Origin of the sequence: Paenibacillus sp. FSL H8-0317 (assembly GCF_045040685.1) — a bacterium.
Lineage (GTDB): Bacteria > Bacillota > Bacilli > Paenibacillales > Paenibacillaceae > Paenibacillus.
Genome location: NZ_CP150294.1, coordinates 350,268 through 368,750, shown reverse-complemented (window position 1 = coordinate 368,750; position 18,483 = coordinate 350,268). Strand labels below are relative to the sequence as shown.

The window sequence follows — 18,483 nt, the reverse complement described above, 5'->3', positions numbered from 1 at the left end:
CATTCTGCAAGCAGAATGTTTACTCACTCGTTGTTCAGTTTTCAAAGATCAAACTTATTTTGTTACCGAGCGTTGTTCTCCTCAGCAACTTTTATATCTTAACACTTCCGAACCAACTTAGCAAGCTCTTTTTTTAAGTTTCTTTCGAAGCTTATTTGTTTCACCTGCAACACTTTGTTTCTCGTGTTTTTTGGCCGGATATAGAATATATCATATGTACAATACAATTACCACTTGTAAAATATCCCATTACCAAGCCAACTATATATCTAGTTCAATTTCTTTATAATCTCTTTTCCAATGGCAATACCTTTTACTATACCCTATATACACTCACTGGTCTAATCTATCTCAATATAGGTTGTAAACAGTCTCCTTCAGCATCATTACATTCGTTCTATAAGATAAGAAACATAATACTTCTACTAAATAACGCTGCTATCTATTATGTCGGTATCAAATCTAACAATAGAACTCCATATCCTGTGGGCTTATATAGATTTTACTTTCACTTTTTATACTATTAGTCTCTGAACCTGCCCATCACTATCGTGTCGTGATACTGTCCATCCGTGTGTCGCCGATCCCTTTTCAAAATGCCTTCGATCCCGAAGCCTCTCTTTTGATATAACTCGATTGCCTTATCGTTGGATGCCAGCACGTTCAACGCAATCTTCTCTACACCAGTCTGGTCTGCCCATTCTATCGACTTCTCCAGCAGGTTCTTACCAATCCCATGTCCCCAGAACTCTCGGGCTACACACACGCCGAACTCAACTTTATGGCAAAAGCGCTTCAACTCTGTACCTTCACATCGGGAGTATCCCACAATCTCGCCCGCCGCCACAGCAACAAGGAACAGATTCCGTGACTTCTCAGTGTCCAAATGGATGATCCGCCTAAACCCGGCTGCGTCGATATACGCCTCACCCTCTTCACGATCCATGTTCTCGGTTTCCCCATCGATTTGTACACGTAGTAAAGACAAGGCCTCAGCATCCTTTTCCTCTGCTGATCTAATGGAGTAAGATAAGCCTTTAATGTTATATTCCTGCCGATCGATCATCATAAGAACCAGATCTCCTCTTCCGCTCTGTATAATTACTGTACCTGTATCGCCCTACCCCACCTCAGACGGACTCTTGCCCGTAAGCATTTTGAACACCTGGCTGAAATACGTCGCATTACGGAACCCCGTCATCTCGCTCACCTCATATACCATGTAATGTCCCGACTGCAACAGTTCCAACGCTCTCTGAATCCGGTACCCGTTCAAATAACTCACGAAATTCTCACCGGTCACCCTTTTGAACAATTGACTCAGATACTTCGGATGTACAAACAGCCCCTTGGCTATCGCTTCAAAACTAATCTCTTCGGCGTAATGAAGCTCTACATACTGTTTCACCTGCTCGATAAGTTTATTGCTTTTCTTCTCGCCCATCTCCTTACGTATCTGTTCCAGCCAGTCGCAGATAATACGATCCATCCAGTTTACCAGATCATGCAAAGCATATTTCGATTGAATTTCACGCAGAAAATCACTCATCGCCAGCGGCGGCGTTAACATAGGGTGAAGTCGGTTCCAGCTATGCATCAATGTGTCAAACAAACTGACGGCCACAACCTGTACATCCTGTATCCCAACACATTTCCCCTCTTTCAGCAAAAGGCAAATATGATGCCATACCTCTTCGGCCAGGTCAGGTCGAATATCCGTCCAAGCCTCATTCCATTGACGAAGCAATAATGAATAATCGGTCACACTTGGTTCTGTTTCCTTTGATGTTTCATAGTGGTAGATACGACTTCCACCTTGAAACTCTGCTGTCTCCACCGCTTCTCTGCTCTCGAGATAGGAATCTATCACCTCACATGGGTGACTCTTGGATCTTCCGATTCCAGCACTCACTTCAATTTTCAGATACGTAAAGATCTGATCGATCATTCGCTCCACGAGTGGCAGGCATTCCTCCAGATGATCTTTATCTCCTAATAGAAGCAACACAAATACCTGATCCGAATAATCAACAATCTCAACCTGACCATTCATGCTCGCCGCTTGCTCCTTCACCGTCTCCTGAATAATATCTGCCGCCCCATAGCGGAGAAGCTGCCAATCCCGTTCTTTCATTCGAGTCAAAAACACGGGGCGATTCAGTTGCAGACTAATGGCGCGTGTCTGTGAGGACATATGAATACCTATATAGTCCATGCGTTCTTTGGGCAGCTCGTCTGCCCGATATCGCGTAGTTAGCAGTTCGTGAAGAAATTGTTTGCGCAAATACGGAAGTACCCGTCCGACCTCCTGCTTGTATGTCTGCTCCAGCCGCTCATGCCGCTCTCTCACATCTTGTTCCAGTAGCACCTCCCGCAGCACAGATTCAATCTCCTCAACCTCTGCCGGCTTCAGCAAAAAGTGATTCACACCCCAACGCATGGCTGCCCGGGCGTTCTCGAATTCGTCATATCCACTAAGAATGATGATCGGCAAGTGGGGATGATCACGGCGCAACGTCTGTGTGATCTCAAGCCCGGTCATCCCCGGCAGGTAGACGTCAGTCATAACGACATCTGGATGCATGCGGTGAAACAGCTCCAGCGCATCCAAGCCATTGGAAGCAGTGCCTGCAATGCTGAGGCCTAGAGAAGGCCAATCGATATGATCTGTTAATGCCTTTACAATATGAGGATCGTCATCAACAAGCATAATGGTCTTCATCATTTTTCACCGTCCAGCCATAGATTTAATTGCTCGTCGGTCTCAATACGCGGCAGCGTAATGGTCACTTCCACGCCACCTGACGCTCTATCGCTCAGTTGAACACCATATCTCTTCCCACAATAAAGCTGAATGCGCTGATGTACATTCCGTACGCCGATGCCACACGTCTCTTCGAGTTTCCACCCCTCCGGCAAACCCCGCCCATTATCCGTGATACGAATGACGATATCCTCATGCGGGCCAACCTCTTCGTGCATATACACCTGAATTCGAAGTGTGCCTTCTTCAGGGTGCCCGTGCATAACGGCATTTTCGATGAAGGGCTGCACAATGATTTTGGGAATGTAACAACCGCGAATATGCGGATCGATCTGCTCCTGATATTGAATGGAGAACGGTAGCCGCTCTGACTGGATGTTAACGTAGCAACGGGCATGTTCCAACTCATCACGAACCCGTATAAACAATCTCCCTCCACTCAGTCCGATCCGTAACAGCTTACTGAGTTGTACAATCATACGACTGATATCCTTGGCTTCGTAATCGAGTGCGCGCCAGTGGATCATGTCGAGGGTGTTGTATAGAAAATGTGGTTTGATCTGGGCCTCAAGCAAGCCCGTCTGGGCTTCACGCTTGGCCCGGCTCTCATCCTTCACCTGTTCCATCAGCGTCGTGAGCTGTGAAGCCATATGATTAAAGCCATAAGCCAAGTGGGCATATTCCTCCGTAAATGAGAGTTGGACCCGGGTATCGAAGTCCCCTTTCTCCAGTTGTCTCATTCGCTTGATCAATTGTCGTAAAGGCCGGATGATCTGCCTTACAAACAGGTACGCCAGCACAGCCGAGCATAATAGTCCAAGTACGGCGATGCCAAGGATCTGCCAGCCCGCTTGTCTGAGCGGAGATAACAGTGTATATACCGGAATAGTCTGTACAAGGCGCCACTGAAGCATGGCTGGCCTGGAGTACAGCACCAATTGAGCACCTCCGGGTTGGCCGGAAACCACTTCGTATCCGTCTGCACCAGGTTGGACATGTTCCTGAATCCATGCACTATCTATAATAGAAGAAGATGAATTTACAGCTCCACCCGGTTCCTGTACTGTACTCGCTTCATTTCTTCTATCCGCTCGTTCCTTCTCCCCTGCTGGATCAACTCTCCCCATCTGCATTACGACATTACCAGCGGTATCTACCAACAGGACTTTTCCATCAAGCACCATGGGTACATCGGCAAACCTGCGTACGATGTCCGCTCTGCTCAGTCGAATGAGCACATAGGCAACCGTCCCTCCACGACTGTCGAAAATCCGTTGGGCGTATCCGACCAGGGATTGGCCTGATTCGTTCTCACGCAGCGGAACCCAAGCGGCATCAGCCTTTTCCAGCGTAGCAAACCAAGAGTCGTGTGCGATGGTGTCCACCGGAAATATGCGATCAGCCATAGTCACTGTCACTTCATTAAAGACATCCGTATACAGTTCAATGGAAGTGATGCCTTCACTCACGACCATGGTATGATCCAGAATTCGAGAGACCTCTCTCCGCTGGTGAATCTGTGCAAGCCTGCCCGTATCAGCCGTTTCGAGCAGACTGGACAGTTCCCGATTGCTTGCCAAGGCATAAGCGGTTCCAGTTACCCCTGTGATAAAATCAAATCCCCGACGTGTGCTTTCGTTCAGAAGAGCCAGACGTGCTTTGCTAATCTCGGCAAATGTGACCGTGGAGAAAGACTGATATGCCAGCCAGACCACAACCGAGACGAGCAGGAGGTTAAACGCAATAAAGCAAGTCACCATCAACGTGGAGAGCTTGCTTTGTTGCAGCTTTTGATTAATGAATGAAGACCATCTTCCTTTCCCCATGGAAAAATCAACTCGTTTCGTCTTGGAATTACCCTTTGAGCCCAGAGGTCGCGATTCCTTCCACGAAGTACTTTTGACACACGATAAATACGATAAAACATGGCACCAGTGACAACACCGACATGGCAAACATCGGACCCCAATCGGATTGAGAGCTGGAATCAAGGAACAAACGCAGACCCAGCGGCACGGTGTATTTGCTCACGTCACTCAGGTAGATCAACTGACTGAAGAAGTCGTCCCATGTCCACAAGAACGTAAAGATCATCGTGGTAACCAGCGCTGGGAAAGCAAGTGGAATGATGATTTTGGTGTATATTTTCACAGGACCGCATCCATCGATGGTGGCCGCCTCATCCAACTCTTTGGGCAATCCCCGGAAGAACTGTACCATGAGGAAAATGAAGAAGGCGTCAGTCGCCAACCATTTTGGCACGACAAGCGGCAGATACGTATTCACCCACTCCAGGTGGTTGAAAAGGATATACTGCGGGATCAGCGTCACATGATGGGGCAGCATGATTGTCATAAGCATCAGGCCGAAACAGATAGCTTTGAAACGAAAATTCAGCCGAGCGAACGCATACGCCGCCATAGAGCAGGAAATCACATTGCCCAGCACAGCTCCAAGCGACAGGATGACAGAGTTGGTCAGGAAGCGGGAGAATGGATTGCCCTGAATACCCGACCAGCCATTCATGTAATTTTGCCAATTCCATTCCTGTGGCCAGAACCAGGTCTCTGTAAAGATCATATGTCCCGGTTTGAATGAGCTGCCCAGCATCCAGAGGATCGGGTAGAGCATGATAAAGGCGATGCCTGAGATCAACACATGTTTGCCGACGACCCATGCTGTAGAGTTCCGTTGTCCAATCATGATTTCCCACCATCCTCATAGTGCACCCACAGCTTGCTGCTGCGGAATACGAGCAATGTAAATACGCCAATCAGGATGACCAGCACCCAGGCCATCGCGGAAGCGTAGCCCATCTGAAAGAATGAGAATCCTTTTTTGTACAGATACAGAGAGTACATTAAGGTTGAATTCACTGGCCCTCCGCTACCGTTACTGATAACAAAAGCCTGTGTGAACGATTGAAACGATGTAATCAGCTGCATCACGAGATTGAAGAAGATGACAGGTGACAGAATCGGCAACGTTATATAGAAGAATCTCCGAAGAGGACCTGCACCATCTACCGCTGAGGCTTCATCATACTCGGGTGGAATCTGCTTCAGGCCAGCCAGAAAAATAATCATCGACGATCCAAACTGCCATACGGATAACAGGACGATGGAGTACAGGGCATACTTCGGATTCGCAACCCAATCGGGAGCTTTAATACCTACCATGGCAAGGACACTATTGAGCAGCCCATCCCCACCCAGCATTTTACGCCACAACATCGCAATCGCCACGCTACCCCCAAGCAATGTCGGGATGTAATACACCGTCCGGTAAATACCGAGTCCTCGAATCCCTTTGTTGAGCAACATGGCTACCAGCAGCGCAAAGATCAACTTGACCGGTACGGATACAGCGACATACGTGAAGGTGACTTTGAGCGACTGGGTAAACAGTTTATCCGATGTAAACATCGTGGTGTAGTTATCCAGACCGACCCAGGAAGGGGCGGCCAGGATACTGTAATCAGTGAACGAGATGTATAACGATACCAGCATGGGACCAAGGGTTAGAAATAACAATCCGACAAGCCATGGGGCGAGGAACAGAAGCGCTGCTCCATTGTGGGCATATCTCCGTTTCACCCGCCGGGTAGTTACACGCTCGATTCGGGCTTGACTGACCTGTGATGTCGTCATCTTCGCAACCTCCCCGCAGAATTAGAAGTCTGAGACAGTTTCAATTATTATTGACTCGATCCAAGCGTAGCCTTGGCTCCTTCAATAAACTGGGCAATGACATCTGGAGTACTGCCTTGACCGAAGGCGATCTGCTCGCTTGCGCTCTTGAAACTCGTGTCCACTTCAGCAAATCCTTGCGGGTATGGCGGGTCAATCTCGCTGGAGTTCTTCGATACCGTATCGATAAATTGGAAAATGACTTGCTCTGCTTCCGGCAGCGTAGGTTGCATCTGTTCACGAATACTGGAATTGACCGGTACCCCACGTTCAGAACCAAGAATAGCGGTTGCTTCTGGATCATTGACCATGAAATCAATGAACATGGCAACTTCCTTTGGATGTTTGGTTTTGCCATAACCGGAGAGGAACTGGCCTGGCTTCAGATATTCACCGATTTGCTTTTCACCTACACCATGCGGAAGAACCTGTATGCCAAGCTTATGATCCTGGTTTTTGTTCACCTGCTGGAATGTCAGCAATTGATTAGACCATGCAAAATCCATCGCAGCTGTACCCAGCGAGATCGGGCGTGTCTCCAGCGCATTGGTTGTGGATGCCGTTATCTCCGCTGTGGTCACTCCACCATTCTCGCGTAGTGCGCTCCACATATCGAACCATTGCTGAAGCTCCTCGCTGGTAGCTGTCATTGTGCCACCATCGAACAATCCTTTTCCGGATTGCCGGATAAACACTTCAAACATGTTCGTTGTACCGGAAATGTCTGCAGATCCATAGAACCCCTCACCTTTGGCTGCGGCGATCTTAGTCGCAATATCCCCAAAATCCTTCCATGTCCAGCTCTCTTGTGGTTCTTCGATTCCTAATTCCTGAAATACGGTGGCATCATAGATGACACCCGGTGCGTTAACTCCGAGGGTAATCGCATATAATTTATCGTCAATTGATCCGGCTGTAATCATGCTCTGATCATGGTCCTCTGTCCGCAGCTCTTTGCTCTCTGCAAACGGGGTCAGGTCAAGCAAGGCCCCACGCCGGGCAAAGTCAGTCAGAAAGGCGTAATCCATCTGGATGATATCAGGTGCATTCGAACCAGCTACCTGTGTAGTCAACTTGTCAAAGTAACCGTCCCAACCGGAATATTCAGGTTTAATGGTGATTCCCGGATGTTTCTCTTCAAACAATTGGATGACTTTGGTCGTCAGATCATGTCTAGTCTGTGATCCCCACCAGGTCATGCGCAGTTCAATCTTGCCTGATGAATCTCCTTCACTTCCACTTGCTTCTCCAGAAGAAGATGGTGTATCGGTGGCCCCTCCAGAACAGGCTGTAGCGAACAATAACAGGGACAGGCAGAACAGGGTTACCCACTTTTTTGTAATCATCATAAATGAATTTCCTCCCCTTCTTGCATTTATGGAATCGCTTACAAAACCTATTGTATCGGTCCATTGCTGCACATGACATAAACAAAAGTAAGCTTTCCTGTCAAAAAAGTAAGGAGTTACAGGAATCAAAAACCACCAGGAATGATATTCCCGGCGGTGATGATCCCGTCTCAAATATGATTACGGATATACAACCGTATTACGTGGAGCAGAAGATAACTTGTTGTATAGGAACGATAATATGAAAATCAGACCTCAGTGGTCTGTCAGGAATGTGAGACTGCAGGTGAAGACACTCTGTGCTCAGCCAGATGTTTCTTCATTTTTGCCACTTCAGTTCCTGCCAGCATCATAATGCCTATTCCGTGATTGTCATTGGTGACGGTACGCAAGTCCTGATCATAATACTCTGCCGTAAACGCATATCTCGAACCGCTGCACACACCATGCACATTCCCTTGACGATCGATTGCTTTGCAGATGAGTCCCTTCCAAGCCCGCTCGGCAGCTGCGACATAAACTTCAGGGTCTTTGAACCAGCCAAAACGCACACCTCTCGCAAAACCATAGGCAAACATCGCCGTGCAGGAGGCTTCTTCATACGTCTGCGGAACATTCAACACCTGATGCCACAACCCGCTTTCCCCTTGAAGCGCTGCGTACCCTTCACACAGCTCATTGAAGAAATCTATTAAGGCTGGACGCTCGGGATGCTCTGCCGGCAAAGCTTCCAATACCTCCGTCAAGGAAAACAGTGTCCAGCCATTTCCCCGTCCCCATGGAATCTGCGTTGCCTGTTCGTATTTGAAATCATACACATGGGACATGATCTTGAACTCAGGCATAAACAGATACTTCCGATACAGTGAAAATTGTCTGGCGGCTTCATCCAATGCGGCCGAGTTGCCTGTCACCCGTGCATAACGAACGAGAAACGGCGTACTCATGTAGAGATCATCTGCCCACATGGTATTCTCTGCATACTCCCCTACGCATGTACGATAAAATGCCCCATCCTCCTGTCGTTCCAAACGGAAAAGCATGAAATCGGCGATCCGTTCAGCAATCGGAAGAAACGTTGGTTCATGACACTCGGAATACGCTTCCAGCATGGCTGAACCAAAAGAACCGCAGTTATCCAGCATTTTCAGCATGACCAATTGTTGATTGACTGCCGGGAAACCATACTGCTCCCGATCCCATAATGAGTACTCATACATCTGGGTACATGCCTGCACATGCTCAGCCGCATAACATGTAATGTCTGGTCTCTGCAAATAACGCCCCGTCCGTAATAGACCATATACAGTGACACCCAATGGATAATCCCAGCGACCATAATTAGTCACACTGCCCACTGTCCATTTGTTGCTTAACATGGCATTTTCATAATAAGGTCTGATCCAGGCATCCGGTCGATCCAAGCGCCAATATGTCTGTCCTTGCCCCGTTAGATACACTCGATCCGTTCGGGTCAGATCCTGCAAATCCGGTTCAACCCCCGATTCAAAAGGGCCGACATATAACCAAGACTCTCCGGAAGCACCGTGCACACGCTGAGGAAGTTCCAGCGAAAGTGGCTTACCCGAAACGGTTGCATTCATATTAAAATGCCATGGTTCAGCCGTATCGTTGCATTCACTTCGGACAATCAGGTTACTCCGTCCAAAGGAGACTGGTATATCCACTTCGAACGAACCCGGCTCCTTCACTTGCGCCACAGGCTTGCCGCCAATCCAAATACTCAGAGAACCCGAAGATTGTCCTGACAATCGCACCGGACTCCCGGTTGAATCATTATTGTTCAGATGGGTCCAGGCATAAGCATGCTTTCCAGGAAGATTTCCGTATATTCTTTCGAAAGCTGGCTTGGTTTTATCTTCATCAGACCAGCCTGTCTCAGGCAGCCAGTTCAAGCTGTAGTCTGATTCTTTTCCAAGCAGGTCCGGTTGTTTACTCGTGGCTGGGTTCGGTTGGGAGAACACCCACCCCGCTTGCCCCTGTCTCTCCTGAAATGGAGCAAATACATTCAAAATGCGCACTTTTCCTTCATCTGACCCAAATTGGCAGCCAAATCCGGCAGGGGTGTTTTTCATCTCCAGCCAAATGGTGTTCCAACCAGGCTTGATATCGATGCTGAGCTTAACCGTTGCGTCTGGACTAATCTCATCCATTACGGTAGAGCGATAGACCAACTGCTCATTGAAATAGAAACGAACAGGCCCATAACAGCTGACCAGTACATCCAGGTTTCGGTCCTCGTCCCCCCAAACTAGTGCAGCTGCGTAGGATATATGGTCTTTAGGTGCATCAGGAAAGCGTTTACCTAAATTCAGATCATAAAGCCCTTTTTCATTTTGCAAAATACCAGACTTCTGGAATACCCGATATACAAAATCAGCCTGCGCATTGGCTCCAATATACCTCTCGGCCAGTACCTTCAACACCTGATCCTGATCTTCTCCAAATCGGTAATACATGCTCTGTGGTTCACTGAAATAGGTCGTCATCGATGGCACACATCCTTCTCCCGTTGAAATAAAGTCTTATATCATTGCATTCATACCCTCCACACTGGAGCACCTAACCGATAAAGTATAGCGCTTAACCTAGGTGGGTAATCCCCTTACCGGGAAATAGGTATGTCCCTTGGTTATCTTCTGAATAGCCGAATAATAATCCCAGTATAACTGACATGTTCTGTGGTGGCTACAGATTTTTGATTACGCTTACAAAAAATCAGAAGATTTGGTTTTTCCTTCGCCAATTACACCTTCATTTGGGACATTAATTCAAAAAAACGGAAATTGTTACCGATATAGAAACTATATATGTTGAACTAATCATTTACACAGAAACGTAGAGGACAGAAAAAAACTGAAAAAGCGAAGCGTTCGCCTTTATCACCGGATTTTTCCCTTGAGAAAAGGGAATCAAAAAAATCTGGGGATAACAGCGATTGGAAGGTTATTCTGTCATCGGAGTGTACGTGTGAATATATCTTTAGTTCAACTTATATAGATTGAAAAATTCCACTTTTTGTATCGGGAAGGAAAGATGCACATTGAATACTCTTGAATCTCTGGTAAATGCTATGCCTTTTGTTAGCCAAATGTTCCGTGACGACATATCCATATCCATTAATGATCATGAGAAAGTATTGTATTTTTCCGAGGCAAAAAGTCTGGAGATTGGTGTAAAGGTTGGGGATGAGCTGCATGATGATTATAAACATTTCAAAATGCTGACTAACAGAGATTCCCGTACCGTGGCACGTATGCCTGGTGATCTGCAGGGTAGACCTTTTGATTCCATTCTAATCCCTATTAAAGAGAACGATCAGGTTGTGGGTATATTGGGTGTGAACTACGCACTGGATAGTCACATGACACTGGAAACGCTGATCCGTGAAAATGAAACAACCATTAATGCTCTTGTTGGTGGCATTCAGCAAATTGCTGCACATTCTGAAGAACTCTCCGCAACCTCGGAAGAGATTCTGCGCAACTCCAAAAAAGCTTCAGAGAACTCGGTCAGTGTAAGTAAAGTAACAAACGTCATTCGTGAAGTATCGGAACAAACCAATCTGCTTGGACTCAACGCCATGATAGAGGCAGCCCGTGTGGGCGATCAGGGAGCCGGCTTCGGTGTGGTTGCCAGTGAAGTACGCAAGCTGTCAGATCATACGAAACAAGCAGCGGCTGATATCGAATCATCCCTAGGCAGCGTGCAAGATTCCATGAAACATATGGAGCAGGAGATCGGTCAGATTACAACCGCAACAGTGGATCAGGCCAAGCTTGTTACCGAGTTCATGGAAAGTATCGAACAACTTAGCGAGACAAGCGCTAATCTGAAAAAGTTTGTACATCAGATGCTGTCGCTCGAGTAACAGTCCAGTTCCACAGCAGAAAGAATGAATGATATGATATGAAATGTACATAGACACAGAAAATGATTTAGAATGTGAAAAGCCTCCGGCAACTTCCCTTAACAGGAAGTCAGCGGAGGCTTTGTTTCGTATTTGCGGTGATATCACCTTTACGGTTTATGGTCACACGGCTGTTATATCTCTACAGCGACACCAAAATGGTCGGACACGACCGGCCCGTTTTTACCGTTCAAGACCACGGTAGAAGATTTAGCCTGAATCGGACGATTGGAGAAAATATAGTCGATCCGAAGATCGCGTTTGTTATCTGCCCAGCCGGCAATGGCCTTCACCACAGTTGCTCCTTCATCCTTTTGCAATGCTGTGGTGTACAGGTCATTCCAGCCTTTGCTCATCATATAATCATAACCTTCATCACGCACTTCCGCGACATTATTGAAATCACCCATTATATATAACGGCTGATCCATGTAGGGGGCAAGCTTGCTCTCCGTTAACTCCCACTGTCCCTTGAAAGGTTCCTGCGCATCATCCCACCAGTTATAATGTCCGTTCACAAACCAGGTTGCTTCACCTTGGATGACCGTCTGGATTCCCACAATCTTGCGTGTACGATAGTTGTTATAATCCCGCATGTGGGACACGTATTCCCCAAAAGCCTGCTTAATCGGCGTCCGGCTAAGGATCGCCAGTCCTTCATCGTACTTTTGGAACCCAACATGAGCGGGAATCCACGTCCAGTAATATTGCTCTGTCAGCTGCTGAAGCAGGACGTAGGCATAGTTGTCTTTTTTAATCACAGCGTCGGATTCAGTAACATAATACATCTTCAGTTCTTCTTCAGAAAGCGCCGCTTCCTGCATGAATTGGTTGACCTCCTGCATGGAGATTACATCGAATTGATGTGTATTAATAAAATCAGCCAGTTGACTGATCTTGTTCAGTTGATTCTCTTCCGCCCAAGCGTGTGTGTTTAACGTAAGTATTTTCATATGCTCTCTCCTGTTGTGTGTAATATGGCCGTTTCCCCGGCCTGCATCGTTCCTGATAGGAATACATACCATAAGCATACACAATATGGTGCAATCATGCATTCCGTCCGCCAGCAGAACCGACGTGTTCATCCTGATTCCAGTTGGTCTAAAATAACTTCAAATTCTTCATACCCCATGCACGGATTGGCTCATAACTGATATGATGGATACAACAAATTTACAACATCACGTCATAGACGTGGTGACTACTGAACCTATGTTTACCCCAGGAGATGGAATGATGAACATACCGAATAACATGAGGATGGATGATGCGCAGTGGCAACAGTTGATCAGGCAGGTTGCGGAGCATTTTAATAACCTGACGATCATGCGCGGATTCCAATATTATAAACAGAAACGTGTCGGACCATTAACCTATTCCGAACAACAAGGGATCTCGGCCGTTGTACAAGGATCGGAAGAGTACGAGGTCACACTAAGCATGCAGTCCCTGACTACAAGTCATTGTACCTGCCCGGTGAGTTCCGTATGCAAACATATGACGGCTGTATTAATGAGTTATGCCGAGCAACTGGAGCGACCTGTGCATGCGATTGTGAATGCGCACTCCAGTACTGCGCTCAAACAAACGACCAAACCCGTCGGTGCCATGTCCGCAGGACTATCCAGCTATACAGATGCCGATAAACAGCAGGATACGGACATTCTGGACAACCAATACAGCCAGATCAAGGAACGTGCAACAGAGCTTGCTGATCTCGAAATCTCGGAATGGCACGAGCTATTCCACTCCTGTCTGAGACGGCTGGGTACTGGCACAGCAAGCACGTCCTACGTACAGGAAGCAACGGACGAGCTATATGCCATTAAGCCAAGACTGAACGCTGCAATGGACCAACTTTTTGAACTACATGTACAGCTGCACCTCATCCGATTCTGCGTGCCGCCGGCCCGTAACTCCATCACGCATACCCCCGTGTACTTGAGTTACCCTGCCCAGCTCGCGGTGGATGCACTTCTGAAAGACATTGAGCGGATCTTTAACCATCCACTAGACCTCTCGGGTCTAAAGGGAAACAAGCTTGAACAACTTTGGAGCAGACTGGCCGAAACCTCAGCTTATTTACGCAAACAGATGATGCCTGAGACAGCCAGCATGATGTTCTTCACCCCGATCTATCGACAACTTTGGTTGAACTGGATTGTACCTGAGCTTCAAGGGTCGCGGGACATGTTAGTGTCGGAACAGGCCATCTTAGATGATATAGAGCGCAATATAACCGCCGCTTCGCCACCTTCACAGTCAGGTGGGAGTGTCTTGGGTAGCGCTCAAAATAATGGAAGTAGTAGTGATAGACCAGGCAAAGCCGTAACACTGCCCCTGCCGCTAGTACTAGCGCAGAGCTGGATGCACTTCCATGTAGGGCAAGATGATCAGGCATGGCAGCGACTCATCCATGGAAGCTCAACCTACGGTTTCCCGCCAGAACAACTGTTGCATTTTCTCCATGTACTCGCAGACTCGGCCGAATGGAAGCGGCTTGGGGATTGGTTGGTACAACTTGGTCCCTTGCTGTCGAATCGGCGTAATACACCTTTGAATGATTACATGCATCTGTGGGACACGGCTATTCAACATCTGCCCGATACAGAGAACCGCATGTGGGACACGCTTGTCAGTATGCTTCCCCACTCCCGCCCCGCCTACGAGGATGCTATGCATTCGCGTGGACAGTGGCGCAGATGGATTGATTTTCAGCTGAGTACGGGAACGGAACCTCTCGAATTCCGCGTAGCGATGCTGCAACCGATCGAAAAAGATGCACCTGAGCTACTGCTCCCCTTCTATCATCAGGCAGTGGAGCGTTATATCGGACACAAAAACAGGGACGGATACAAAGCAGCCGTGAAGCTGCTGAAACGTCTGTCCAAAATCTATAAGAAATTGAAGCAAGAAGCGCACTGGGAGCAATTTATCACCACACTCGCTGTTCGTAACAGTCGGCTGCGCGCCCTGCAGGAAGAGCTTCGGAAAGGTAAACTGATCTCATGAGCTTAATTCATCCTTACACTGAAACGATTGAGGTTCACGTCGCTTTAACCGGATATGGCGATGCTTTGTTTTATGGAGCACTCAACACGCACCACTTTGTATCCGGACAGTCGCTTAAGCAGCGATTGTTCGCCTGGCATGTGCCTTCCTTCTACGGCACCGAATTAGAAGTTCGGCAGATTGAAGAGATTGAGCTGGTTGTTCTGCCAGCGGAAGAAGTGATTCCCTTCTTTGCAGAGATGCATACCCTGCTTCATATTGAATGGAAATGGGACGAACAGGCGGAACATCTGATTCGACTAGCTCCCGCACTCGCATCTTCTATCGAAAAACGCAAATACGTACCTAGCTTCGAGGCCTACCGTGCAGGACAGCTTCAGTGGACCTGGGACCCGGATAGCTTGAAGAAGCAGGATCGAGCATCGCTTACCAAGGCGATTCAGCAGACGGACGAGAGTTATGCCGAAGGACTCGGGGCGGCCTACTCCGCCTTTGTATTCCAGCGCTGGTACAGTTCGGAGGAAGCGGCAACCGATCTGCGGCGTGAATTCCCGCAGTTGTTCCCAGAGCGCGGCACTCTCCCTAAGACAGCCGGAATGGACGCCCAGTCCTGGCTCGTATCCATTGGCTGGAAAGCGGATGCTGCACCATTCAGGCCCATGCTGCAATTGCAGGAGCCGGATGAGGATGAGCCATCTTGGCGTCTGCGACTGGTATTACAGAATAAGCTTGATGCCGCTGTATTGGTACCCGTCATGCTGGATTCGCGCGGCAGGCTTGAAGGGGAATGGCCCGAGGTATGGACCCCCTTCGTTCTGGACCGCTCTGCCGGATGGCTGGATCAGCTTCGCGCACATCTGCCGCGTCTCGGAAGTTCCATTAGCGGTAGACGCGATGTGCTGAGTGATCCTTTGGGAGATCAGGAAGCCTGGCAGTTCCTGACGCAGGATAGCGGCAGGTTGCTCGCAGCGGGCTGGCAAGTTCTGCTGCCTGGTTGGTGGGAAGCAGCCCGTAAGAAGAAACCAAAGCTTCGCGCCAAGGTGCAGCCTGAGGAAGGCAGTGAGCGGGGACAGTCGTTCTTTGGACTGGACTCGATAATTCATTTTGACTGGCGCATTGCTATCGGTGACACGGACCTCAGTGAAGATGAATTCGCTGATCTGGTTGCCCGTAATGAACGACTGGTTCGCTTCCGTGGAGAATGGGTTCCTCTCGACCCCGACCTGCTGGAACAGATACGTCGTGCCATGGGCGGTGTAGATCGGGAACAGGGACTCTCATTCCAGGATATTCTGCACCTGCATCTGCTGCACAATGAGCAACGGGAATATCGCAACCAGAAATGGAAGGAAGGACAACAATCCGAGGAAGAGCAGCAACCACAGGATGATCAGAACATTCGGCTGGAAGTAGAACTGAATGAGCACCTGAACCGGGTTATTGCACAACTCGGGGGCGGACAAGGCGGCGCACCTTCCCTGCCCATTCCGACAGGGCTTCATGCCGAGCTGCGATCGTATCAGAAGGAAGGTTTTGCATGGCTTGGTTTCCTGCGCAGATTTGGACTTGGGGCATGTCTTGCCGATGATATGGGTCTCGGAAAAACCATTCAGTTCATCACGTATCTGTTACACATCAAGGATCATGAACCACGTAAGCCGGGACAAGCCCCGGTACTTCTGATCTGCCCAACTTCCGTACTGGGCAACTGGCAAAAGGAAATTAGCCGCTTCGCACCCTCCATTCATGTCAGTCTGCATTATGGCGCACGCCGATTAAGTGGAGAAGAATTCCGGGAGCAGACCGAGCAGGTGGATATTATTATCACATCCTTTGCTACGGCTACACTGGATCAAGAGATGTTACAAACCTACACCTGGGCATGCATCTGTCTCGATGAAGCGCAGAATATCAAAAACGCCCAGACCAAACAGTCCTTGGCGGTCCGCAGTTTCCCGGCGAAACACCGCATTGCCATGACAGGTACGCCGATCGAGAATAGGTTGTCCGAGCTGTGGTCGATCTATGACTTTATCAATCCAGGATATCTGGGCAACGCCCGGGCATTCCAGACTCGCTTCATCAGTGCCATTGAAAAAGATAAAGATGAGCAGCGCATGCAGGATCTGCAGCAATTGGTGAAACCATTCATGTTGCGCCGCAAGAAAAAAGATCCCAACATCCAGCTTGACCTGCCGGACAAAAACGAGATGAAAACCTATATTCACCTTACGGGCGAACAAAGTGCATTGTATGACCAATCCGTGCAGGCCCTGATGGATAAAATGAAAGAACTGGAAGGTATCAAGCGCAAAGGTGCGATCCTCTCAGCCCTAACTCAGCTTAAGCAATTGTGTGACCACCCGCTGCTGCTGACAAAAGAAGCTTTGCCGGAGGAACTGCCCCAAGACGGTGCACTGACATCTGCTTATGATGTGTACAGCCCGCAGGATATGGCGATGCTGATCAGCCGCTCCGCAAAGCTGGAACGACTGATGGAGCTTGTCCGGGAATTAAGGGACGAGGGCGAACGATGCCTGATTTTTACCCAATATATCGGTATGGGACAGATGCTGCAACAAGTACTACGTCAGGAGTTGCAGGAGCCTGTATTGTACCTGCACGGGGGTACGTCCAAAACGGCGCGAGATCGCATGATTGAGGAATTCCAGTCCCGTACATTGCCTGAGGATAAGCAACCATCCGTCTTCATTCTGTCCATCAAGGCTGGCGGTGTGGGATTGAATCTGACCGCAGCCAATCATGTCTTCCATTTTGACCGCTGGTGGAACCCGGCTGTTGAGAATCAAGCTACCGACCGGGCTTATCGAATGGGTCAGACGAAGGATGTTCAGGTGCATAAGTTCATCTCTCTTGGTACATTGGAGGAGCGGATCGACGAGATGTTGGAGAGCAAACAGCAGCTCAGCGATAACATCATCACAAGCTCCGAGAACTGGATTACCGAATTGTCGACGGATGAGTTGCAGGATCTGTTCACTCGGCGTCGTGACTGGTCGGGCTAACTTGGATTAGATGAGATATATCATAGAAAAAGAGAAATACAAAAAGAGCGAAGTTTCGGAATTTAAATTCCGGCTTCGCTCTTTTTGTGTTGTTGCAGTTAATCATCCGTTCTTAACGCATGTTACCGATGATGGATGATCTTGAATCCTGCATTTTTTTGACAAAGTTCGTCATGACATCAAACGCTTCATTGCGCTTGTTGGACATGGACTGCAGACGAAGCATGTCCATCTGTTGGGAATTGCCCGCTGCATCAATTTGGCCTTTCAGCTTTTGAATAGCTGCTTCATCCCCGTTTTGCTGGGCTATCTGCAATTGAGAGTTCAAATCCGCGATCAGTTGATTACGGTTCTGAACTTCCTGAATTTGCGTTTGCAATTGCGCATCCAGCAATTTGGTGCGTTCGCTCTGAACCATCATCAAAGCCGTTTCGATATCCATACTGCTGATGTTGACAGGTGTTACGCCAGAAATGTTGGAGACTGAAACTGTGCTCGCTGAAGCTGAAGAGACGATGGATACTGCAGCAACAGCAGCAACTACTGTTGAAGCGAAAAATTTGCCTGAACGTTTCATGAATGTTCCTCCAAGTATATATGTAATATGTACCAGTTTTTCGTTGGCATCTTCTGCCATTTTAAATCAAAAGAACTAGTTGTTCAATCAAATTAACTTCAAATTTGAATTAATTAAGATTCCCCTTACACACGC

General features: G+C 48.2%; 12 protein-coding genes. 3 read left to right on the top strand and 9 right to left on the bottom strand.

Annotated features, from left to right (window positions below):
* Positions 1-523 precede the first annotated feature (523 nt).
* From MHB43_RS01775 to MHB43_RS01745, 7 genes are all read right to left on the bottom strand, one after another.
* On the bottom strand, positions 524-1,069 hold the full coding sequence (locus MHB43_RS01775) for a GNAT family N-acetyltransferase (RefSeq protein ID WP_221822242.1): 546 nt from the start codon (positions 1,067-1,069) through the stop codon (positions 524-526).
* A 51-nt stretch (positions 1,070-1,120) separates the two neighbouring features.
* Complete coding sequence (locus tag MHB43_RS01770; protein ID WP_405131214.1) at positions 1,121-2,725, bottom strand: response regulator; 1,605 nt, start codon at positions 2,723-2,725, stop codon at positions 1,121-1,123.
* Positions 2,722-4,590, bottom strand: a complete 1,869-nt coding sequence (locus MHB43_RS01765; protein ID WP_405131213.1) for a sensor histidine kinase — start codon at positions 4,588-4,590, stop codon at positions 2,722-2,724. Before MHB43_RS01765 ends, MHB43_RS01770 begins: the two co-directional genes overlap by 4 nt.
* 28 nt (positions 4,591-4,618) lie before the next feature.
* On the bottom strand, positions 4,619-5,467 hold the full coding sequence (locus tag MHB43_RS01760; protein ID WP_192136130.1) for a carbohydrate ABC transporter permease: 849 nt from the start codon (positions 5,465-5,467) through the stop codon (positions 4,619-4,621).
* Positions 5,464-6,414 (bottom strand): carbohydrate ABC transporter permease, encoded by a 951-nt coding sequence (locus MHB43_RS01755; protein WP_036616398.1) that lies wholly within the window; start codon positions 6,412-6,414, stop codon positions 5,464-5,466. The genes MHB43_RS01760 and MHB43_RS01755 overlap by 4 nt, the downstream gene beginning before the upstream one ends.
* A 47-nt stretch (positions 6,415-6,461) precedes the next feature.
* Positions 6,462-7,802 carry an ABC transporter substrate-binding protein gene (locus MHB43_RS01750; protein WP_339181269.1) on the bottom strand — a complete coding sequence of 447 codons (1,341 nt, stop codon included), beginning with the start codon at positions 7,800-7,802 and terminating at the stop codon, positions 6,462-6,464.
* Positions 7,803-8,068: 266 nt separating this feature from the next.
* A complete protein-coding gene (locus tag MHB43_RS01745; RefSeq protein WP_405132376.1) occupies positions 8,069-10,312 on the bottom strand; it encodes a glycoside hydrolase family 105 protein in 2,244 nt (747 codons plus the stop codon).
* 554 nt (positions 10,313-10,866) lie between these two features.
* Here MHB43_RS01745 and MHB43_RS01740 point away from each other — a divergent pair.
* Complete coding sequence (locus MHB43_RS01740) at positions 10,867-11,694, top strand: methyl-accepting chemotaxis protein (RefSeq protein ID WP_405131212.1); 828 nt, start codon at positions 10,867-10,869, stop codon at positions 11,692-11,694.
* A gap of 173 nt (positions 11,695-11,867) precedes the next feature.
* Here the strand turns inward: MHB43_RS01740 and MHB43_RS01735 are convergent, their stop codons facing one another.
* On the bottom strand, positions 11,868-12,686 hold the full coding sequence (locus tag MHB43_RS01735; RefSeq protein ID WP_405131211.1) for an endonuclease/exonuclease/phosphatase family protein: 819 nt from the start codon (positions 12,684-12,686) through the stop codon (positions 11,868-11,870).
* 280 nt (positions 12,687-12,966) lie between these two features.
* On the opposite strand from MHB43_RS01735, the gene MHB43_RS01730 reads away from it, so the two are divergent.
* The gene (locus tag MHB43_RS01730) at positions 12,967-14,745 is read left to right on the top strand and encodes an SWIM zinc finger domain-containing protein (RefSeq protein WP_405131210.1); all 1,779 of its coding nucleotides are present in this window, start codon (positions 12,967-12,969) and stop codon (positions 14,743-14,745) included.
* Between the two features lie 5 nt (positions 14,746-14,750).
* Positions 14,751-17,771, top strand: coding sequence for a DEAD/DEAH box helicase (locus MHB43_RS01725; RefSeq protein ID WP_405132375.1), 3,021 nt, complete (start codon positions 14,751-14,753; stop codon positions 17,769-17,771).
* A gap of 112 nt (positions 17,772-17,883) precedes the next feature.
* Here MHB43_RS01725 and MHB43_RS01720 read toward each other — a convergent pair whose 3' ends face one another.
* Entirely contained in the window at positions 17,884-18,348 is a 465-nt protein-coding gene (locus tag MHB43_RS01720) for a hypothetical protein (RefSeq protein ID WP_076210297.1), read from the bottom strand.
* Positions 18,349-18,483: the final 135 nt, after the last annotated feature.